We start from the raw sequence: 19,900 nt of genomic DNA, 5'->3' as shown, positions 1-19,900 counted from the left end.
AAAGAACTACATAGCTGCCGCTAGCACAAACAACATTGACACACTTTTTAATTAGATAATAGAATTAATGCCTAATACAGATGTTATTAATAAAAAGAGCGCTGACATCATAAGATAATTCGTTTCCATTACCTTATAATACTTTAGATAAGACTTCCTTTTAACAAGAAGTTTACTCTCTCTTTCATGTTCTCCAATCTTCGAATACTTATTTGTTGTAGGCATATAGTCTATATCAATCTTAGTTAAAGCATATTTGCTATTGCAAGATTTCACTCGAAAACCAAGAACACAAGTAACTAATAGAAGGGCAAGAGATACAGTAATTTTAGTAACATAATTTGAAGAAAAGCAAGCAGATATAAACAAGCAAACAACTGAAAATGCTGCACTACACGCCATAAAATTGCGATTAAATTCTAAATCATCATAAATTTCTTTACACTTAGCTTTTTGGGGTTTAAAGTACACTGAGTAGATCTTAAAAGTATATATGAATAAAATAACCGCATAGATAAAAGTACAAACAAAAATATCAGCGTTGAAATTAATTCCAATATAATCAACAAAACTACAAACAAAGCTACAAATAGAACAATCAGTAGAACAATTAACTTTACACTCAATAGAATTATTTGTTTTATTAAATGCATTAAATATAAATACCGCTGATACTGGTATAGCAATCAAAAATACATAAAATACTACTATATAATAACTAATACTGTCTAAAGTTTTTTTATCTATACACTCTTCACAAGTTTTAACTTTAGAATCATTTTGCAAATTACGATTTTTAAAACACATAGGCAACGTCGCCTCGATTCTATAATAATTTTGACTAATTTACATATTCAATTAGTTAGAAAAATGGTGGCTGCAGGAGAACCCACAACCACCATAAGTATAACATTAGCGTTTACAAAGCCACTACACTACAAGCGCTGGCAGCTATGCATTAGCTAATGCACGCATTGCTTAGTGACGAGCCTTGCGAACAGCAGCACCCATGCCAGCAAGCATAGTGGCAGCCAAAGCGGTCAAAGTTACGCCAACACCAGTAGCAGGCAACTTCTTACCGCCATCCTTCTTCTTCTCAACCACAGTGGTCTTAGCGACAGAAGCAGCACCATTAGCACCAGCCTGGCCAGACTGACCCTGCTTAGCCTTTGCATCCTTAGAAGTCTCAGCTGGCTTTGTGTCCTGAGGATTCTTTGGATCAGCTTCAGCTGGAGCAGGCTTAGCTTCATTCAAAGCCTTCTGAGCTTTCTCAAGATCTTCCTGAGCTGTGCTCAATTCCTTCTGAGCTTTCTCTACAGCAGCCTTCTTCTTTGCACCATCAGTATCATCAGCATAGGTAGCTGTCTGAGCATCATTTGCTGCCTTTGTCTTCTCTGCAACAGTAGCCTCAGCATCTGCAACAGCAGCTTCGAGCCTCAAGACCTCAGCTTTAGTAGCAGCCTTCTTCTGAGTAGAAACCCAAGAACCGTCTTTATCCAAACCAACATTAAAATCAAATGCCATTGCTGGGGTTGCCATTGCAAAGCCAGCGAGCAAAGTTGCGCCAGCAGCGAAAGCGGCGATAGCCTTCTTATTCATCATTTTAATTTCCTTTCTTCTTCTCCTATGCGTTAGGGGCGCATAGAAAAATTTGCCTTTGCGGTTTCCCGCGTAGTAACCGAGAACTAGGGATTCATCGGTAACTGACTTAAAAGATACAACATGCTCTACCGAAAATCAACTAAAACATTCAGCTAACGTTAAGGTTTGTTCTAAATATTTTATTGTGATTTTACTAAACTAATACTATTTTCCGTAAATTTTACACATAAATTACTAACCAACCGTAAAAATACGCATTTCAAGGTTTTTGAAGAATTTTCCCAGGTTTTTTTAAGGAAACGATCTTCTCGCGTGTCGCAAAACAAATAATGGGAAAAGAATCAGGAAAATCGTTCGCACGGATTAGCCGTGCGAACGTCTTCGCCGCCGTAGAAGCACACCGTGCTTCTACGCTAAGCGGCTCAGCGAATCGAAGTGATTTTTCGCGCATTATGCAGCTCAAAATCGTCGATTCGCGGGTGTGTCGCACTATAAAAAACCGTAGTGCGATTGTACTGAATTTTGTTGTGTCGAGTCATTAGCTCGCTCTAAGCGAAAAGGCAGGTCGGAGCGCAAACACACTACAGTTTTATCAATGCCAATCTCTTCATTTACTAGCAAACTATACTTTTCACACTCCTTCAGGTTTACCAATACGTCTAATTCACATCCCACAACAATACCTAAACCAACAATGGAAAGCTAACTTGACATTTGCTTTCAAAACAATTATATTATATGTAAAGCTAGCTTTCCATTAGAAAGGAGAATGTAATGTGAAAAATAGACTTGAACAAATTAGAAAAGAAAAAGGCATAACACAAGAAGAACTTGCCGATGCACTCGAAGTATCAAGACAAACAGTCGGTTCTTTGGAAAACGGAAGATACAACCCATCAATCATATTGGCATACAAAATTGCTAAGTACTTTAATTTAACAATCGAAGAAATATTTATATACGAGGAAGATAAAAAATGAAAAAACAAAAAAACCAGAATTTTTGGTACATAGGATATGTAATAGGTATTTGCGGACTAATTCTTGCACTGACTCTTAAACTGAACGAATCCGTAGAAATTGTACTGTCAGTTGTTTTTGTTGCAATTATCTCACTTTCACACGTAAAAATCATGCACTATAAGATGATGGAAAAAGACCACGCCTACAAAATAAATGTGAACGATGAAAGAAACGAGAAAATCAAAGATAAAGTAAATGCAACAATGGCATTCATACTAATGCACCTAATGGGAATAATTGCCATAATTGCATTTATAACAAAAGCATATTTACTAGCTGCTCTTTTAGCTATTTCGATTGCCTTTTCTCCATTAATCATGTTTTTTGTCAACAAATATTATGAGAAAAAATATTAAAACCAGACCCACCCACCCATTTACTACTTATTACGAAGCTTACCAACTTTCATAAATTCTTTATCTCCAATACGGAACTTTTTACTATTAAACGCCACTCCCATAATTCTGCTAATAATATACTCATCAGTTATAAGCACGAAATACTGCTTATCTTTTTTATCCACCAAATAATACTGATCAGCCCCAAGAGTGGAAACAGCTTTACTGAAATCATATATGCCAAACAATGGTAATCCTCCAAGGAGAGTAGAAAACCATCCAACAAAATTATCCACCATTTTCTCAGATGAACTGTTATAAGTCTTAACAACAGTTAGCATATTGATTTCTGAGTCAGGATATTCATCTAATACAATCTGCTCTTTAATTTTCGACTTCTTAAAACCGCTCAACCTACCGTCGAAACCATATTTATTGAGATTAATAGGCTTCTTAGTAATAGAAAAATCAACGCTACTGTTCTCATCCAAAAGATAATCAACAGTCACGCTTAGAGCAGATGCAATAAATTTCAGATTCTCTATATCTGGCAAACCCCGATTCGTTTCCCATTTTGCTACAGCAGCACGAGATACCATCAATAATTCCGAAAGCTCCTCCTGCGTCAACCCAGCTTCCAGACGAGCCTTTTTAATTTTTTCTCCCAAAGATATAACACTACTCATAATGCAACTCCTTTCAAATCAGTTATTACACATAATGAAATTACTTGACGGAAACCAAATTAGTATTGAAATATTTGATTTAGATACCGCCTAATTACAAACTAACAAATAATTTACAACGGAAAAAGAAACAAGGTGAAACACTATAGTTACCAACTGTAACAGCATAAGAAATCAAATAATGTAGGGAACTTTTTTACAATTTTTACACCGATTTGTTCCCTAAAACATAAGCAACTAAAGCACGCAAATATGGATGCTACTATCTGACAATCACTATCTGACAATCACTATCTGACAATCTTCAGATACTCTTCGATTCTGGCATCCAACCACTCTGCCCTACTACAAATAAACCCTACTACCAATATGCCCTACTGCTCTTTGCAATTAGCCCAGTGCTATATTCATAAGTATAGGTGTTCTGCATATGAGCATCACTCTGCGACCAGCTTCCATCTGAAGATTTTGAAGCCTTAAACAGAATATAAAGACCACATTTTCCATCCTGAGAGTCCCTGTTATACTGCAGATAGGTAATGTCCGAACTGTTTTCATTCAAAACAAAGTACATATCCCCCTTGGCAGTATAGTTCTCCTTGAACGTAAAGCCTTGCACCGCAAAATACTTATCAAATATCTTAAGCGCTGCATTTCTTTCCCTCTTTGATTCTAAATCACGCTCAGTGGCATCATGCAAATCGGAATTTTTCTCTGGCTCTTCAGCCTTTAATCTTGTATCTTTTAATCTTGTATCTTTCCTGTTATTGCGATCGATTCTGCTATACCACTCAGATTCACTTATTTTTGGATCAGTATCACTTGAATCTTTCATTGGTCGAAGATACTTAAGGAAAAATGGGCCTTCAGACTTATAAAGATAATACTCAAAAGGAGCATACATATCATCCACGTGCTCTGTGTATGTACCATTATCATTTTGTTTCACAGAATATCTTCCAACAATAAATAAAACGTCAAAAAATCCAAGACCTAAGATAATCAATACGCAAAGTAGAACAGATAGATAACGAAGTACAATTCTTATACCTATTTTCCGTATACGCGAAATAAGATAGAGATTATAGAAAACACATTCAAGAGCAATCGTAATCATCCAAACAACTGGCATTGCCGCGCATATAACATATACCCAAGTCTGCAAAAGCCACCGATTTGGAAGATGCAACGCAGTTATTTCAAAAAATGCAGTTAGAATACCACTTAACACAAAAAAGCAACAAAGAACCAGTGAGAGTCTACCCTTCCCCTGTTGATTATCATAGCTAAGAAAAGATTTGTTACAATCTACATTTTCACTACGAAAACGACTGTGTAGATTGCGTTGCCAAATAACACAAATAACCCAAATAAGAGAAACTCCAACAAGAAACAGAATTGCAAAACAATAGGTGATCCATCCAAAAAGCTGTAGCTTATTGGATGCCATAAAAACAGTTCCAATAATCATTAAGATGGAAAAGATTTCCGCACTCAGTTGTAAAACCTTATACTTGTACAATTCTTTATTTGCACTGTTAAGGTTTTCACATATTTGCTCATGTGATTCACAACATAGAGGATTTTTCTCATCTGTGGGAGTATTTTCCTGCTTTTCTTTCTCTTTCATCGATGAATCTGACATTTTTCTGTTCCTACATTCTGTTTCCTATATTGCGCTTACGATTTACAATTGTTCTAATTATTCCAGTCGCTTAGTCTGTTCTCTTCTAGCGTAAATAATCGCGAGTATTTGAACTTCTTTTCTACTCTCATCAACACAACGCTTTCGACGTATGTAGAACCTTTTGCTCAAAAGAGAAGAAAACAGTCTTACAAAATCTTATGCAGCTACTGCGGTTCTTCTCCATGGATGATGCTTTATAACGATAACAATATCTGTAAGCACAATGCCAGCAACTACACTCACCCACACTAAACTCGGTGTAAGAAGCCAAGCGAGAACACCAAAGATCAGCAGTCGAAGCAATACAACAATAACTAAGAAAGGCCAACTTTTTGTTAGGCATTTCTGTTGATCAGCCTTCAATGCGCCCATCAGAACCATAACCGCAGCAGCCGCGCAAGAAAATAGCATATTGCCAAAGAATATGACGAGTAGCGTGCTCCAGCCAACGATACTACCCAGCATCCACCATTGCAGCATCAGCGCAAGCAAAAATGTTGCAACATCGCATACTGCTTCAATCAGCATATTCGCAACAATTAACGAGGAGAATGTTAGAGACGTACCTCTAGGAGTGCCTGTTTTACCTGCGCTCGCATGCTGTAATGCAATCATGTTTCTCGCCTCGGCGCGCTTTACGCGCTCTTCTTCAAGCATTTGAACGCCAAGCTCAACCGATTTCTTTGAAGCTTCCTGTAATTGCGCATCCGTCATACCTGGCTGCCAAGGCTTTTCGAAAACAAACAGCAACACACTAGTAATCGCTGCGCCAAGAATAATGCTTAGCAATGTGATATCGGAAACAAGCAATAAAGCAATACCAGAAGTCACCAGCAGTCTGAGCACAAAATCGATGATTCCTCTGAGTAAATCGACAGACCCGTCATTCGGTCTACGATGCCTATCCCACTGCAAATACGCTGTGCTTAGTAGCGAAAACACCACAACACTCAACGCGAGTATGACCACAGTTTCCCAACATAGTACGCGGTGGCCTACGAACTGCTGTACAAGCAACGCAATAATAAGAGTGCAAATACCAGCAACAGTTTCTGTAATCACATGACCCCAAAAAGCATGCTTGAAAAGCACTGGCCTTACCTTCGTCTCACTCATCATCTTCTCCTAGAAAAAGCAATTACGGAATATCGTGCTATGATTGCACAGCTTTGATTGCACAAAATGTCTAAAAATTGTCCTAAGCCACGATTAAGTGGTCAGTATAGATAAAATTTAATATTTTTCCTATATATTAATCCAATACCTTCTTGTTGTAACGTTTCCTCTTGATAAGCTATTTTTCACTTTGTCTTCTAAAATTCCACCATTATTTTCTATAACTTTTATCGAGCCAATATTGTCATCATCACACGTAATCAAAACCTTATGCAGATTCAAAGTCTCTTTACAATATGTAAGTGCCATAGAAAGCATTTTTGTTCCATAGCCATTCATACATTCAGATTGTCTAACTTCGTACCCTATGTGACCACCATAGTTAATTAGAAAAGAATTTAATTCATGCCTAATATTAATTTCACCAATAAATTTTTCATTATCTATCAGCCAAAACGTAGTAGCTTTAACATAATTTGCAGGTAAATTTATACCATGTTCAATATTATAAGAACTCTCTATAATTGTCTCAGGGTGTATAAAACGTCTTTCAGCATTCGGCCTAAAAATTTCATCTTCTTCATTAGCTTCTATATAACCTTGAATATATTTACTATCTGGTCTAATTAATCTCATAAGCTCTCCTTATTTTTAATATGTGATTCTAATAAGAATACAATTCTATTAAAATTAGAATCCATAATAGTCTGTTTAGCTTTAATAGTATTACTATTAAAAAAAAAACCATACATACAAGCTTTTATTAAAGAAAAAATTTAATTTTTTCTTTCAATTAGTGCGAGCTTTTCAAATCCATAAAATTTTTCTTTTCCATAAAGCACAGCTTCTACTAGAAAAGTAATGTATGATATAGCCAAATATACAAACAAAAAGTGGGTGCACTTTTTAACGATAGGAAAAAATATCGCAAAAAGGTTTAAGATTGGCTTAATAGCTTGCTGAACAATCTTACGCAATAATCAACATGCCACTAGTCTTACACCCACTCCCCATACGCGAATTTAATATTTATATAATTAACTAAATCCCATATTTATCAGCTAAAATCCTATATTTGTTAAAGTACCTTTACGTCGTTGAATCGCCACACCAACATTCCATATGATCACACCAACAATTGCCCACAACGCACCAACAATAAGAATCACAAGTAGCGATACACCAACATTTACAGAACCATCAACTATGCTACGCGATACTTGCGTAACATGAGTTACTGGAATCACATATAACACGTATTGCATCATCTTAGGAAATACGCTAATTGGAGCAATCACACCACAAACAATAGGAAGTATTGCACTAAGCGCGTTAGAAATAGTATAAACATCATTCATCATCATGCTTATAGCAGCTATAGCAATACCAAATCCCGTAGAAGCAACAGGAACAATAAGGAACAACAGCATCAACGCACTCATATTAATCACAAAGAAAGCACTCGGGCTTACTACAAGCATTGTTATAAACAAAGTCACAACATCACTCACCAAAGAAATAGTCACGAGCGCAATAATACGACCGAGCCATAATGGTAATGCAACTTTTGCGCTTGTAAGCACGAATGGTGTTGTGCCTTCAAAACGGTCCCATGCTAGTGCTTCTGACACAGTCATACTTGTGGAAATAGAACACGCTCCCATAACAGCAGCAAGAGTTGATGCAATCAAACTATGGTTAAAACCCGCGCTAGTCGCATAACTAGCTGCTCCATTGAATCCTCCGCTTACAGCTCCAGCTAGAAAAACGTATAAGAACGTGGATAAAAGAGGCTCAACAATCATACGGATAACAGCGGTATTCCAACTATTTAAGCTAGGTATACTCTGTATACTCACTCTTGCACCAGTTCGTATACTAGATAAAACGCTTACGTGACCATACTGAGAATATTGACTATATTTATGCAATCTAGCGCACTTACTATTTTGAATAATTTTATTTCGCATTTTATTTCGCATAGTTTTAACCTGATTATTATTTCGTATCATATTATGTTCAAACTCCCATTAAGCGTTGCAAGTCGAATAGCATGACGTAACATAAAACCTGCAATAACAAGCAGAACGCTGGATAATACAACGCATAACACAATCGCTAATACAGTAGTAGTATTAAACGATTGCGCATGAGCCACCCACACTGCAGACGTGAGCGGATGAATAAACGCAATAACGCGAGCTGGCAATGGCATTGATTCTACAGGTATCACTATTCCACAAACCATCCATACAGGAATTAAAATCAAACCTTCATAAACTGTAGCTTTACGGCATAATACAAAAATTCCAGATAATAATGCAGCAGAAGCTACGCAAGCGAGCATAGAAAGTAAGTATCCAACTAACTGCGTGAATGTTATCATAAAGAACCCATGGCAGAAAACAGCAACGGTAATAATCGCAAGCGGCATACCAATACAACCAAGTAAAGCTGCGGATCCTACAATAGGAAGAAACACTGCAGAAGGTGAGATAACACTTAAAGTTAAATATTGCAATGTCCCTAAATAACGCTGGTATCCAATAATTCCAACAGCAGTAGTTGTAGCAGACCATAATCCAGCTATAGAAGAATCAACCCAAATATTATTAAGACAATTAGCACAATTATGAGAAAAACCATAGTAGGCAACAATTTTCATCAACGCAAAACATACTGGAGCAAGTATCGCATTTTGCAAGAAAAACGTTGTTTTCGCTAAGCTTTTAAGCTGAAACCATAAGCCACGAATCACAGAAGCGTATGAATGAGTAGAAGTATTCATATTAAGCCTCCTACTTATTCAATGAAAGTGAAGAAGACGAAGAAGACAGCGTAGCAGCAGAAGAAGTAGAAGAAGTAGAAGTATTTGATGCAGAAAAATTATCATTTTGCACAATAGCAAGATACGTTTCTTCCAAACTTGCAGCGCGATCACCTAAACGCGTAATCCCATCAACAGGAATCTTAATATTTCGTTCTTGAGATAATGTTTTGCTCCACGCGATAGTAATATTTAACACTCCATGCGATTCAAAAACATCACACCACAACACTCCATCAAGTTTTTGCAATTCTTCCTTAACACTAGGAGTTCCACTTGATACTTCACCGTCATACGCGTACATTGTTACATGATCAATATGCTGCAAAGAAGCCAACTGCTGAACACTTCCCTGAGCAATAATATTACCGTGATTTATTACAGCAACAGTATCAGCTAATTTCTCAGCCTCACTCATCTCATGCGTAGTTAACAAAATCGCTATTCCTTGATCTCGTAAAGCATGAATAATTTCACGTACTTTCCTAGCATTTTCAGGATCCAAACCAGTGGTAGGCTCATCTAAAAGCATAAGATCCGTTCTAGCAACCAGCGATCGAGCAATATGCAACCGCTGCCACATTCCCCTTGAAAAAGTTTGAACAGCATCATGGGCTTTATCAAGTAAATCAACTTGCTCAAGAGCATCGTGAATACGCTTTCCTTGCTCCCTATATGGAACAGCAGAAAGATCCGCAAAATAACGAAGATTATCTAATGCACTTAACTTTTGATAAAATCCTCGCTCACCTCCAAGAAGTAACGACACGTGCTTACGTGCTTCTCGAGGATTACTCACAGCATCAATATCGGCAATACGAACACTACCACTATCAGGAGCTAACAATGTACCAACAATTTTTACAGTAGTTGTTTTACCTGCACCATTCGGACCAAGCAAGCAAAATATTTCACCAGAATGAATATCAAAAGATACGTTATGTAAAACTTGGCGAGTTGTCTTCTTACGACCAAATCCACGAGAATAAGATCTTGTTACATTATCAATACGCAATATTAACTGCTTATTATTGTTATCGCGACTATTAGTTGCGTCTTCTATATTATTATTCATTATTATTGCTTCGTTCTTACTTGTTATTAAAGCTTAATTTTTACTGTTATTAAACCTTAATTCTTACTGTTATTGAATAAATTTCAACAATGAAAATCAGTTAGATAAAAAGATAACGCTTGCTTACAAGAACGATAAGAACGCGCAAAAACATGCAAAAAACGTGCAAAAACTAGCGCGCATGTGCAAACATAATGACAAAACATCATGTGCAATGCGTGTTTATACTGCTAAAGAATATATATATCTTAAGCTGTTTTATGTGCTTTTATATGCCTTTCAAACCGTTCTTAAGACTAGCGATCATTTGGGCAGTCATAGCGCAACACCTCATAAACTTAAATGTGCTTTACGTGGAAAATTATACGAGCATTACGTCAAAAACTCAAATATAAGCAATCACAAAACATTTGTTTAACATTTGCAAAATACTACTATTTCTTCTTATAACCTATAGCAACATTACCTGCTTTATTAAGCCCTGGTACTTTAAGAACACAAGAGCTTGACTTACAAGAGCTTGGCTTGTCTTTTAAATCAAATTTTCCAACCAAAAATAAAGCTTTAAGTCCTGGACCAGGTAAATTGAACGATGAGTCAACTAACTTAATACGCTTATCTCCAAGAGTGACTTTAGACAAATCATAGTGAGAATCAAGAATATCTCGTGACACAAAGAGATACAATTCATCCTTATTCATATAGTTTTCTGGTATACGAAACTCTTCTTGAGACACCGCTACTGTTTCCCAATGATACGAAGCAAGCTCCGCCTTCTCATCATCATCAGCACATCCCGCAAGAGAAAAGAGAGAACCTATCAGCAGAAGTACAACAAGACAACTTTGAAAAATGGTTTTACCAAAAATAGTTTTACTTCTCATAACACTACTAGCCTCCTTTTCGTTAACACGACTCTGTATCAAATAATCATAAAACAGATTATTAAGCAAACAAGATCTCCCATTCGCTCTGATTACTATAATAATCTTAATAAATATATTATTTTTTTTTATTAATTTGTCTAGATTATCGACACTAATCTCTTCGTTCACTAGCAAACTATACTTTTCATAAACAGTAAGATTCGCAGAGCCATAAGAACCAACATAATCGTGAGCGTTTAATGCTTCCAACAATATTCCCTCATAAACGAAGCAATCACCTGCAAATCTTCACCCTCATAATATTCAACAAGCAACTTCTTAAACTCAGGAACCTTAGTTTCTGGAATAACCAACAAGCCTTTACCGTGAGAAATCAAACAGTGTAGGGAACTTTTTTACAATTTCTACACCGATTTGTTCCCCAAAACACAAGCAACTAGAGCACACATAGGCTATCTGTCATTTATAAAATAACTCTCAAAATACTTAGGATTTATTTATCCTAAAATATATGCTATAATTCTTCTAAAAATGGAGGTTCTTGATATGAATGTAAATACAGACACACTTGTTTCTATTTCCGAAGCAAATCAAAACTTTTCTAGAGTTGCGCGAGTTGTTGACACATACGGATCAGCTGTTATTTTGAAAAACAATGCTCCTCGCTACGTAATTTTAGAATTCCCAAAAGCCAAAACTGAAAAAGTTACTGTTCCATCAGACGATGAAGTTATGGCTTTATCCAACATGTTCATCAAAAAGAACAAAAAAGTTTATGAGGAACTTGCTAAATGAAGAACTGATTGATATTATTCTCAAAGTCGCAACACTTGGATTAAAAACCACCAAGCCTAATACTCCAACATTCTGAAGCATTTTTTAGAATATGCCAAACTCTATTTCGTGCGATTGGTCAAAGTAACGGACATAAAACACCACAACAGTATTACTTCACTACAGCTTTTCCATTCAAGCAGTGCACAGCATAGTGAGCACATCCATTTGTTTTGCGCCCAAGATCTGCTTTATGCTTATCACAAACTTCAGCCATACCATTCTCACAAACTACTTCAAGACATGCGCCTTTGGTAATTTCTCCTTCTAAAACACTCGTACCATTTAACGTATCCACCATGCAAGAAACAACAACCTTAACATTATGCGCCACAGCAGAACCATTAAGACACTTTAGAAAAACATCATTCACCTGAGCATTCCTTGCTTCCACCCTGCCGTTATGAACTTCTGCATAAATCTTGTCAGCTTTAATATCTGCTACTAATACTTGATTAGACTCAGCTTCAATCTCACAAAAATCAACATTCTCCGGCAACGTAACAATGACCTCAGGACTGCCTTTAGCAAGCCACTTAAGCCAGTAAAAAGCCGACACTTTTTCTGTTTGAACGAGCTTTATACCGTCTTGATTTTCTTCAACACAAAATATATCTTTTTCACAATTAACATAACTAATACTAAAAGAATCAGCCCTTCTGACCGTTAAGCTAACATCTTTCGTTTTTGCTACAAACTTCCTACTATTCGCCACTTGAACAACTCCCTTGTTAAATATCGTGTTATAGACCAAAAATCAAAAGACCCGACTTGATCCGCATTGCTAAGAGGCGCGTCGGGTACTGTTAATTATTGTAATATACCATTGGCGGTGATTGTCAATTTCAATGAAATAATGTTTATGTAACGATCTCTTGCCATAATAGCGGGATTCATTAATATCGCTCATCTGAAATTATATGCTCTATTCCACTATGCTCCGATTTAAGATATTCTTTCATAAATGTCGGGTAAGCCTTGAACTTATCAAGCTCATCTATAGGTAACCAATGCATTGTCTCTTTAGCACCTGACTCTGTAGTGCTTTGGCTCGTAAAATCTCTTTTGCCAATGGACTTCATCAAGTAGTAGAGTGTAAGCTCATGGAAGTCTACTCCATCTAAGCCGGAGCTGCCGATGAAGAAGTGCTCGTGTATGACGGCAAGGTGATCTACTTCGTAATTAAGACCTGTCTCTTCAAATACTTCTCTCTTAACGGCTTCTTCTGATGTCTCGCCCACGTGAACCGCTCCGCCAACTGAGTAGAAATAGTCGTCCTCATCATTTCTTGCAAATAGCACACAACCTTCTTCGACTATGATGGCTGCTGCTCTATATCTAAATGCTTTTTTATCGTTAATAAATCCGCAATTATGTTCCATAGTTTATTCCTTTATTTTTTTATCTAATTACTGTGACTTATGGTTCAAATGCAAACAAGTTCCCAATCTGAATTGAAAACCCAAGTGATTGATACATTTGTATATCACATTGTGCACAAGCAACAGTCATTGAACTTATTACACTCGACCCTAGAGCGTTGATATCTTCCCTCATACAGCCAAAGTGGGCTCAAAAACCGCTCCAAGCCAGCCTAAAGCCGCCACACGCTAAACCTTTTAATAATAGCCCTCGCAAACCCCTGCTACACAAGGGCAAAAGCACCCACCTAATCAGCCTCCTGCATCTTATAGTACGATCAAGCGCCGTGAGGGTGGGAAGCACCACTTATTTTCTCGTTTGAGCCTGAACGTAAAAATAGCAGATAAAGGAAAGGAAATGAATTTACACCACTTTTAGGACTTGACCTATGAAATAATTAATCGTTCCATTTTCAATCAATATATAGAGACCGAGTCCAATAAACACGACAGGTACAATTATTTTTTCGTACTTTTCCACAGTCTCTCCGATAGCAGAAATTGAGGCGAGATTTTGAGATAATTTGCATAGAACCAAAATCCCTAAGGCAAATATTACTAAACTTATACCAATCTCAATCAAACTCTTTCCTGTAAAATAAGGGATATAAATTCCTAAATTATCTCCACCCATTGCCACTGTTAAACTTGTAAATGCTAAGATTTTTGATCCATTTCCGGTAATTTTCCCCTCGATATCTTCTTCATCAATATCTTCATCCACAAAAATTGCTCTTATACCAAGACCTAGCGGAATTAGACCAAGGAGTCCGATAATCCAATCTTGTGGAATAAAATTTAAAAAGTAAGCGGCAATAAGACTAGCCAGTACAAGCAGTCCTGTACCTAAATACTGCCCTACATAAATTGATTTCAAACCTTTCTTTCCTTGACTAGCGAATAAAATAGTCAAAACAACTAAGTAGTCAATGGATGTAGAAACAAAAACTAATAAAGCGGATACTATTGTTTCCATTATTTCTCCTTTCAAAATGTTTAATGTTTATAGCCAATCAAAATTGACTGCACACACATTGTGCCTCGGCAGTTGCCAATGGAGACATTTTAAGAAATAACTTCACAATTTTCCCACCTTTCCTTGAAATATTACTTGTGAAATTTACTTAAACTATATGATTTTGTCAAATATGCTGATAGATATCCACGCAAACTGTGAAGATTGAAAATATATAAAATTAGATAGACCAAACATTATTCATCTAAATAAAGCCATTGTTTTCAAAAGTCTTATAGTATATTATTTTATTTTCTTGACAACAAACAAATTGATTCTAAATGGATTAAGAGAACGGGTAGTATAGCTACACTTTTTTGAGTGTCAAGCCACTAATATAATTGTAATCTTGATAATATTATGATACTTTTTTGATAAAAGGAGGTTGATACTATGATTAATATTCGCCCAGTTTCCGATTTAAGAAATAAATTCCCAGAAGTAGAAGAAACAGTTATAAATTCAAATACACCAGTATTCCTTACAAAAAATGGTTATGGGACTATGGTTCTCATGAGCATCAAACAATACTCTGCCCTCACTGACAACATTGAAAGAAAACTCGACGAAGCAGATACTTTTGCCGCAAACACTTCTACGCGTCTTTCTAAAGACGATGTCTTTGATAGCGTAAGGAGTAATTAATCAAAAAACACAAGAACACCTCTACTACAGGATTAGCGTACGCAACTTTTCTGTTTTTTACGTTGTCATCGACGACACTATGGAAGTGCGCAGACTTCTATATTCAAAACGAAATATTGACGCACTACTGGAATAACTATTCTCAATAACTATCATTATTATGCTAACGATTATTGAAAAAGCTATCGTTAAAAGGTTTAAGATTGGCTTAATAGCTTGATTTTAGGCGATACCCATTCTATTAACACCATACCCATGCGATATCAGCTTGTTGGCTGGAAGCCGTGATGTTCTAATAATGGGCGTAAATTTCAAGTTCAACTTCAAAACAAACGCACTTTCTAATAAATCATTTCCTACAATAAACTATAATTTATCTCACTTCTGCGGATTTAGGTATGTAATCGGATTCTGCGCCGACTGATTCAATTTCAATCTGATTATAGATTTCCCTAGATAAAAAGCTTCATTTTCATCAAGTGTAAATCCTTGTTCATATCTATCATCCACAAAAAATAATCTATTCGCCTTTTTTGGCTCAAGAATGATATCCTGCCTTGGAAGTCTGTCCTTTGCCTCTTTGCAAACAAACCACTTTGACGGCTTATATACAGCCACAATCAAAGAATTGTATACACCAAAAACATATTCAACGGTTTTTACTTTTTCTTTTGATACTCTCCAGATACCACGAACAGCATCATACAATACATTCTCATCCATGCATCTCCGATAAAGCCTATTTATTTTTATAACAAGAATTCTGTGCTTTATGTCTTTTTCTTCAAGTTCGACCGCGCCATTTATTCTTTCGTATTCATCAACCGATAATGCCTCTGCAGAATGATGCCCAGCAACAATATTAGTGAGGCCTGTGTCACTGACGTAATTAAATGCATTGATTAAAGACGCCTCTGACGCAAACGCCTCTTCTTCAGTAAGGTTTGAATTAATGATAATCTTTTCAACTTCAAGTCCAGCAGCCTTAATTTCTGATATTGTCTTAAGTTTCAGGTTCTCACTTTCAGAACTACCCAGGATTTTTTTCTCGTGTTCAAATACTCTGTTTCCTGCGCCTTTTCCAATATAGAAGATTCGCTTACTACGTGGATCGATAAGCCCATACACATAATAATCTCCAAGTGAAAGAAGACTTTTTTCTGAAAATCTATCCATCGTTTTCTCCTAATGAGCAGTTTCCCATTATTCGTATACAACTAAAATAAGACTTAACAAAATCCAATACAATAATCTTCATCTGTTGATATAGCATAACTCTACATCCGTTTTTCTCTGAAATATTAAAGTCAATCAGCGTTTTTATCATAAAAATCAACAAATTGCATGATGTACTTCAAATTGTAATTTCCCATTGCAATTTGTTACTCTTTTAACATTAACACTAATCATTGAGTGCAAAATATTACTATTTCTTCTTTATTGCTTGACAACGTATACTGATTGTATCATAATCGTCTTAAAAAGGAGCTAATACTATGGCAACAAGTCCTACTCAAATTCGTATCGATAGTAATGTCAAAACAGAAGCAAATGAACTGTTTAAAGAACTCGGTATCGACATGTCAAGCGCCGTAAACATCTTCTTACGCCAATGCGTTTTGCATGGAGGACTTCCTTTTAAAGTAGAAATCCCAAAGTTCAATACTGAAACACTAGCGGCCATGCAAGAAGCCAAAAGAATTTCCAGAGACCCTAACGTACCATCGTATTCTTCTATGGAAGACCTTAAGAAAGCGCTGTTGCAAGGCTGATGTACAACGTTAAGTTCACGAATGCTGATACTCTCACCCTCACACTTATCGATACTGGTAGCCACGCAGACCTCTTCAACCTGTAATCGTAAAAAATGTACGATTAACAAATATCCACAGCCAGAGCCAAAACAAAGCCAGAACCAAGACTTTTCACCACACTCATCACTTATAAGTGAAATTTAATGGCAAAATCGATAATTTATAATTTATAACTGATAAAATAGCAAATTCATATCTAAAATCTCAAAAAACTCAGTAACAAACTCAAAATCAACAAAATCAAGTCACAAAACTTACACAAAAACACTACTCATCTTGATATTCAAGCAAAGCATCAGTATCAATCGTTTTAATCTCAAACGTTTTTCTTGTTGAAACACAAAAATTATGCTTAATCATAAGATTTGCAAGCTTCACACCATCAACCAAAATAATATGATGATTGTCAGCGTAATCTTTAGCTTTCTGCGAAAACCTAGACGTTGTAACAAAAAGACCATGCCCTTGCTTACCAGCTAGCCGAAAACCACGCTTGATTAACACCATTCTTCTTTTTCAGTGCCTTATAATTCGGCCATATCCAACCCTCACCCCATTGGGATATGTTTTCACGATATGATACTCAATGCCATATTTATCCAGTTCTTTAAGTCCTGTCTGCAAATGACCGCTAGATTTTAATCGGATATGATTATCCCAACTTTCTAAGTAAGATAAATTAACGTAAAATAAGTGAAAAATAGTCTGTCTATGACAGTAGGCATCCACTTGACTATATAAATTTAAGGAGGTTAGTTATGAAGAAATCTGTATATCAAGCTATACGATTATTCCTTTTTTCATTATTACTCCCTCTTTTAGGACTTATTATCAATTCTCTTAAATCACTCGATTGGGAAATTGTTTATGACTCACCCTTTTTACTCATTGTTATAGCTCATGCACTTGGTTTAACAAAAATTCTTCTTTACTCGATTGTTGTCAATCAAAAAACACTCGAAAACTTAGGAGTTTGTAAAACCATCGCTATCGCGCTTATCGCCCCTGCTATTGATTTATTGATATTACAAGAGTCTCCTCGGCAATTGGGTAGTAGCTGGACTTGCACGTACATTACATTTTTTATTACTCTTGAATGTATCCCAACTATAATTCCAATCATTGTTAAAGAGTTTTTACGAAGAAGAAACCAAAAGCACAAAGCCTAAAAATGCACCCACCTAATCCACACGTGACATCAATACGACAGTCTCCACGTGTGTCGGGTTATAACTATGGATTGAATTTGATATGTTGTGTAGGTGGTTTAGATGCCACAAATTACTGATACTATTTTCCTACATTTAAACTCATCATTTACACAACTTAAACATGTTGCTATTTTATTAACGCATTCACATTATTTATAAATTGATTCATGTTTTCCACAGCAATTTTTATTAATTCAGTTCTTTTATAATAACAATCTTCAAATACATAATATACTTTATTATCAATAACTTCTAATTTTATTCTACCATGTGCTATTGCATTTCTTATCTTATGTAGAATATATATAGTGTTTCCAAACTTTTCATCCCTACTTCTAATCGTACCATCTGATATTTTCTTTTTAACAAACAATGCCATTTGTGAACTATCATATTCAAAGTCATCTACGTTTAAAACAGAATATTTTATCGATTCTAGGTCAGTATCTTCCAACCTCAATGAAAAATTAATAATATATATAATTTTAAAGAACCATCGGAATTCTATCCATGAATCACTGTCTTCTTTTAATTCATCAATACTTTTCAATATTCGATCGATCATCTTAGCTTTTTTTGAATCTATAGCAATTTTATAATCTATGATTCTATCATTCAACTGAATTAGGTGAGTTAAAAAATTTGAAAATTCGGTTTCTATATCATAGATGCTTTTGACAAAATATCCTAGCTCATTCTTTGTAATATCTTTACCTAGATATTTATGTAACATTTCACAATACTTCGTTAATTCTTTTTCTGTAATTTCCGTTTTAGTAATTTCAAAGCAATCCTCATTATTAACTAAAAATTCTTTTAAAGCTTGAAATTCTCCACTCGAAAAGACCTTATTATTCATAGGATGTAGCTGATTATCAAGAGTATATTTTCGCTTTCCTTTATATTTAACTTCCATAAAATATGGAATTTCTTCACTTAATTTAATATAGGTATGTTTGTAGGCAATAGATTTTGTCATTTGATTTAAGTATAGTTTTCCTATTAATTCATGACAAAGTGGTTCTATAACCAATCCCTTGCTTTTTAAAATCCCCTTATCTTTATTGAATGCAAAATAATATGGAATTGGGCCGTTCTCTCCATAACTCATAAAACATCCGTACTGCATATGTGCAAATGAATTTCTTAAAATTTTTCTACTATCCCATAATGACTTAGGTTTATATTTTAATTCTGATTCATTAAATTCATAATAAAACGTGTCATCAACAGTTATTTTAAATCTGTCTTCAATTTCTTTAATCGTTTCTCCATATTTATTCTTAATACTAGCAATATAATTTTTAGAATCAAAAGTATCTTTTAAATAATCTTTTTCTAATTTTTCTTTGTTAAACAACATCACACAAGAATCTAAAAAAATTCGAAATCTGAATAAATCTACTAAATTCATATCTATTTTGTTTGTGCAAATATCCTGCTTAATTTTATCGATATCAAAATTATATTTATAATAATCCTCATATTTTTTTATTTGTATCACATTATTCAAAAGATAATTAGTCAAAATTTGTACCCCCCTCCGACCAACTTTTAATTTGTTATATATTATACATGCTCATCACTTATACTATACAAAAAAGAGAGACACAGAACTATGTAAAGAAGGCAATCCTACATAGGTCTATGACTCTCTTACTTTTTAATATTGATAACTTGCCCTGTTTTCAGCTTTAACTCTAAACTAGCATCTTTCGCT

At 35.4% G+C, this 19,900-nt stretch carries 23 protein-coding genes; 6 read left to right on the top strand and 17 right to left on the bottom strand.

Going from position 1 to position 19,900, the window contains the following annotated elements; genetic code table 11:
* Window positions 1-51: 51 nt before the first annotated feature.
* Both NYP65_RS00370 and NYP65_RS00365 read right to left on the bottom strand, forming a co-directional pair.
* Window positions 52-807: a permease gene (locus tag NYP65_RS00370; RefSeq protein WP_101889380.1), complete on the bottom strand. Its 756-nt coding sequence runs from the start codon at window positions 805-807 to the stop codon at window positions 52-54.
* Between the two features lie 171 nt (window positions 808-978).
* A complete protein-coding gene (locus NYP65_RS00365; RefSeq protein WP_473410448.1) occupies window positions 979-1,602 on the bottom strand; it encodes a peptidase in 624 nt (207 codons plus the stop codon).
* 776 nt (window positions 1,603-2,378) lie between these two features.
* Here NYP65_RS00365 and NYP65_RS00360 point away from each other — a divergent pair.
* Both NYP65_RS00360 and NYP65_RS00355 read left to right on the top strand, forming a co-directional pair.
* Entirely contained in the window at window positions 2,379-2,582 is a 204-nt protein-coding gene (locus NYP65_RS00360) for a helix-turn-helix transcriptional regulator (RefSeq protein WP_004113289.1), read from the top strand.
* On the top strand, window positions 2,579-2,980 hold the full coding sequence (locus tag NYP65_RS00355; RefSeq protein ID WP_415702339.1) for a DUF2178 domain-containing protein: 402 nt from the start codon (window positions 2,579-2,581) through the stop codon (window positions 2,978-2,980). Before NYP65_RS00360 ends, NYP65_RS00355 begins: the two co-directional genes overlap by 4 nt.
* A gap of 23 nt (window positions 2,981-3,003) precedes the next feature.
* Here NYP65_RS00355 and NYP65_RS00350 read toward each other — a convergent pair whose 3' ends face one another.
* From NYP65_RS00350 to NYP65_RS00310, 9 genes are all read right to left on the bottom strand, one after another.
* On the bottom strand, window positions 3,004-3,648 hold the full coding sequence (locus NYP65_RS00350; RefSeq protein WP_473410447.1) for a helix-turn-helix domain-containing protein: 645 nt from the start codon (window positions 3,646-3,648) through the stop codon (window positions 3,004-3,006).
* Between the two features lie 361 nt (window positions 3,649-4,009).
* The gene (locus NYP65_RS00345; protein ID WP_473410446.1) at window positions 4,010-5,293 is read right to left on the bottom strand and encodes an MFS transporter; all 1,284 of its coding nucleotides are present in this window, start codon (window positions 5,291-5,293) and stop codon (window positions 4,010-4,012) included.
* Window positions 5,294-5,491: 198 nt separating this feature from the next.
* Window positions 5,492-6,451 carry a hypothetical protein gene (locus NYP65_RS00340; protein WP_172535031.1) on the bottom strand — a complete coding sequence of 320 codons (960 nt, stop codon included), beginning with the start codon at window positions 6,449-6,451 and terminating at the stop codon, window positions 5,492-5,494.
* A 129-nt stretch (window positions 6,452-6,580) separates the two neighbouring features.
* Entirely contained in the window at window positions 6,581-7,087 is a 507-nt protein-coding gene (locus NYP65_RS00335; RefSeq protein WP_473410445.1) for a GNAT family N-acetyltransferase, read from the bottom strand.
* A 425-nt stretch (window positions 7,088-7,512) separates the two neighbouring features.
* Window positions 7,513-8,463: an ABC transporter permease gene (locus NYP65_RS00330; RefSeq protein ID WP_473410444.1), complete on the bottom strand. Its 951-nt coding sequence runs from the start codon at window positions 8,461-8,463 to the stop codon at window positions 7,513-7,515.
* Complete coding sequence (locus NYP65_RS00325) at window positions 8,460-9,239, bottom strand: ABC transporter (protein ID WP_473410443.1); 780 nt, start codon at window positions 9,237-9,239, stop codon at window positions 8,460-8,462. The genes NYP65_RS00330 and NYP65_RS00325 overlap by 4 nt, the downstream gene beginning before the upstream one ends.
* 10 nt (window positions 9,240-9,249) lie before the next feature.
* The gene (locus NYP65_RS00320) at window positions 9,250-10,353 is read right to left on the bottom strand and encodes an ABC transporter ATP-binding protein (RefSeq protein WP_473410442.1); all 1,104 of its coding nucleotides are present in this window, start codon (window positions 10,351-10,353) and stop codon (window positions 9,250-9,252) included.
* A 434-nt stretch (window positions 10,354-10,787) separates the two neighbouring features.
* A complete protein-coding gene (locus NYP65_RS00315) occupies window positions 10,788-11,237 on the bottom strand; it encodes a hypothetical protein (protein WP_473410769.1) in 450 nt (149 codons plus the stop codon).
* Between the two features lie 239 nt (window positions 11,238-11,476).
* Window positions 11,477-11,617: a hypothetical protein gene (locus NYP65_RS00310; RefSeq protein WP_473410441.1), complete on the bottom strand. Its 141-nt coding sequence runs from the start codon at window positions 11,615-11,617 to the stop codon at window positions 11,477-11,479.
* Between the two features lie 169 nt (window positions 11,618-11,786).
* Here NYP65_RS00310 and NYP65_RS00305 point away from each other — a divergent pair, with 169 nt between their 5' ends.
* Window positions 11,787-12,035, top strand: coding sequence for a type II toxin-antitoxin system Phd/YefM family antitoxin (locus NYP65_RS00305; protein ID WP_422111692.1), 249 nt, complete (start codon window positions 11,787-11,789; stop codon window positions 12,033-12,035).
* 151 nt (window positions 12,036-12,186) lie between these two features.
* Here the strand turns inward: NYP65_RS00305 and NYP65_RS00300 are convergent, their stop codons facing one another.
* The 3 genes from NYP65_RS00300 to NYP65_RS00290 form a co-directional block, all read right to left on the bottom strand.
* A complete protein-coding gene (locus NYP65_RS00300) occupies window positions 12,187-12,789 on the bottom strand; it encodes a hypothetical protein (RefSeq protein ID WP_410294045.1) in 603 nt (200 codons plus the stop codon).
* Window positions 12,790-12,970: 181 nt separating this feature from the next.
* The gene (locus tag NYP65_RS00295; protein ID WP_421779210.1) at window positions 12,971-13,456 is read right to left on the bottom strand and encodes an NUDIX hydrolase; all 486 of its coding nucleotides are present in this window, start codon (window positions 13,454-13,456) and stop codon (window positions 12,971-12,973) included.
* Window positions 13,457-13,859: 403 nt separating this feature from the next.
* Window positions 13,860-14,471: a CadD family cadmium resistance transporter gene (locus NYP65_RS00290; protein ID WP_004123508.1), complete on the bottom strand. Its 612-nt coding sequence runs from the start codon at window positions 14,469-14,471 to the stop codon at window positions 13,860-13,862.
* Window positions 14,472-14,903: 432 nt separating this feature from the next.
* Between NYP65_RS00290 and NYP65_RS00285 the strand changes: the two genes are divergently transcribed.
* Window positions 14,904-15,155, top strand: a complete 252-nt coding sequence (locus tag NYP65_RS00285; protein ID WP_473410440.1) for a type II toxin-antitoxin system Phd/YefM family antitoxin — start codon at window positions 14,904-14,906, stop codon at window positions 15,153-15,155.
* Window positions 15,156-15,533: 378 nt separating this feature from the next.
* Here the strand turns inward: NYP65_RS00285 and NYP65_RS00280 are convergent, their stop codons facing one another.
* On the bottom strand, window positions 15,534-16,331 hold the full coding sequence (locus tag NYP65_RS00280) for an LEM-3-like GIY-YIG domain-containing protein (protein WP_004110959.1): 798 nt from the start codon (window positions 16,329-16,331) through the stop codon (window positions 15,534-15,536).
* Between the two features lie 320 nt (window positions 16,332-16,651).
* On the opposite strand from NYP65_RS00280, the gene NYP65_RS00275 reads away from it, so the two are divergent.
* A complete protein-coding gene (locus NYP65_RS00275) occupies window positions 16,652-16,927 on the top strand; it encodes a type II toxin-antitoxin system RelB/DinJ family antitoxin (protein WP_473410439.1) in 276 nt (91 codons plus the stop codon).
* Window positions 16,928-17,236: 309 nt separating this feature from the next.
* Here the strand turns inward: NYP65_RS00275 and NYP65_RS00270 are convergent, their stop codons facing one another.
* On the bottom strand, window positions 17,237-17,476 hold the full coding sequence (locus NYP65_RS00270; RefSeq protein WP_004132045.1) for a restriction endonuclease: 240 nt from the start codon (window positions 17,474-17,476) through the stop codon (window positions 17,237-17,239).
* 251 nt (window positions 17,477-17,727) lie between these two features.
* Here NYP65_RS00270 and NYP65_RS00265 point away from each other — a divergent pair, with 251 nt between their 5' ends.
* Entirely contained in the window at window positions 17,728-18,138 is a 411-nt protein-coding gene (locus tag NYP65_RS00265) for a hypothetical protein (protein ID WP_004128465.1), read from the top strand.
* Between the two features lie 169 nt (window positions 18,139-18,307).
* On the opposite strand, the gene NYP65_RS00260 is transcribed toward NYP65_RS00265, so the two are convergent.
* On the bottom strand, window positions 18,308-19,708 hold the full coding sequence (locus NYP65_RS00260) for a hypothetical protein (protein ID WP_004574619.1): 1,401 nt from the start codon (window positions 19,706-19,708) through the stop codon (window positions 18,308-18,310).
* Window positions 19,709-19,900 lie beyond the last annotated feature (192 nt).

Source organism: Gardnerella sp. c12Ub_1 (assembly GCF_055804375.1).
The sequence above is the reverse complement of the archived record's forward strand: the minus strand, read 5'-3'. Positions and strand labels throughout refer to the sequence as shown.

Coding starts and splice junctions, on each gene's coding strand:
- NYP65_RS00370 (WP_101889380.1), bottom strand. CDS start 807: ATGTGTTTTAAAAATCGTAATTTGCAAAATGATTCTAAAGTTAAAACT.
- NYP65_RS00365 (WP_473410448.1), bottom strand. CDS start 1,602: ATGATGAATAAGAAGGCTATCGCCGCTTTCGCTGCTGGCGCAACTTTG.
- NYP65_RS00355 (WP_415702339.1), top strand. CDS start 2,579: ATGAAAAAACAAAAAAACCAGAATTTTTGGTACATAGGATATGTAATA.
- NYP65_RS00350 (WP_473410447.1), bottom strand. CDS start 3,648: ATGAGTAGTGTTATATCTTTGGGAGAAAAAATTAAAAAGGCTCGTCTG.
- NYP65_RS00345 (WP_473410446.1), bottom strand. CDS start 5,293: ATGTCAGATTCATCGATGAAAGAGAAAGAAAAGCAGGAAAATACTCCC.
- NYP65_RS00340 (WP_172535031.1), bottom strand. CDS start 6,451: ATGAGTGAGACGAAGGTAAGGCCAGTGCTTTTCAAGCATGCTTTTTGG.
- NYP65_RS00335 (WP_473410445.1), bottom strand. CDS start 7,087: ATGAGATTAATTAGACCAGATAGTAAATATATTCAAGGTTATATAGAA.
- NYP65_RS00330 (WP_473410444.1), bottom strand. CDS start 8,463: ATGATACGAAATAATAATCAGGTTAAAACTATGCGAAATAAAATGCGA.
- NYP65_RS00325 (WP_473410443.1), bottom strand. CDS start 9,239: ATGAATACTTCTACTCATTCATACGCTTCTGTGATTCGTGGCTTATGG.
- NYP65_RS00320 (WP_473410442.1), bottom strand. CDS start 10,353: ATGAATAATAATATAGAAGACGCAACTAATAGTCGCGATAACAATAAT.
- NYP65_RS00315 (WP_473410769.1), bottom strand. CDS start 11,237: ATGAGAAGTAAAACTATTTTTGGTAAAACCATTTTTCAAAGTTGTCTT.
- NYP65_RS00305 (WP_422111692.1), top strand. CDS start 11,787: ATGAATGTAAATACAGACACACTTGTTTCTATTTCCGAAGCAAATCAA.
- NYP65_RS00295 (WP_421779210.1), bottom strand. CDS start 13,456: ATGGAACATAATTGCGGATTTATTAACGATAAAAAAGCATTTAGATAT.
- NYP65_RS00290 (WP_004123508.1), bottom strand. CDS start 14,471: ATGGAAACAATAGTATCCGCTTTATTAGTTTTTGTTTCTACATCCATT.
- NYP65_RS00285 (WP_473410440.1), top strand. CDS start 14,904: ATGATTAATATTCGCCCAGTTTCCGATTTAAGAAATAAATTCCCAGAA.
- NYP65_RS00280 (WP_004110959.1), bottom strand. CDS start 16,331: ATGGATAGATTTTCAGAAAAAAGTCTTCTTTCACTTGGAGATTATTAT.
- NYP65_RS00275 (WP_473410439.1), top strand. CDS start 16,652: ATGGCAACAAGTCCTACTCAAATTCGTATCGATAGTAATGTCAAAACA.
- NYP65_RS00270 (WP_004132045.1), bottom strand. CDS start 17,476: ATGGTGTTAATCAAGCGTGGTTTTCGGCTAGCTGGTAAGCAAGGGCAT.
- NYP65_RS00265 (WP_004128465.1), top strand. CDS start 17,728: ATGAAGAAATCTGTATATCAAGCTATACGATTATTCCTTTTTTCATTA.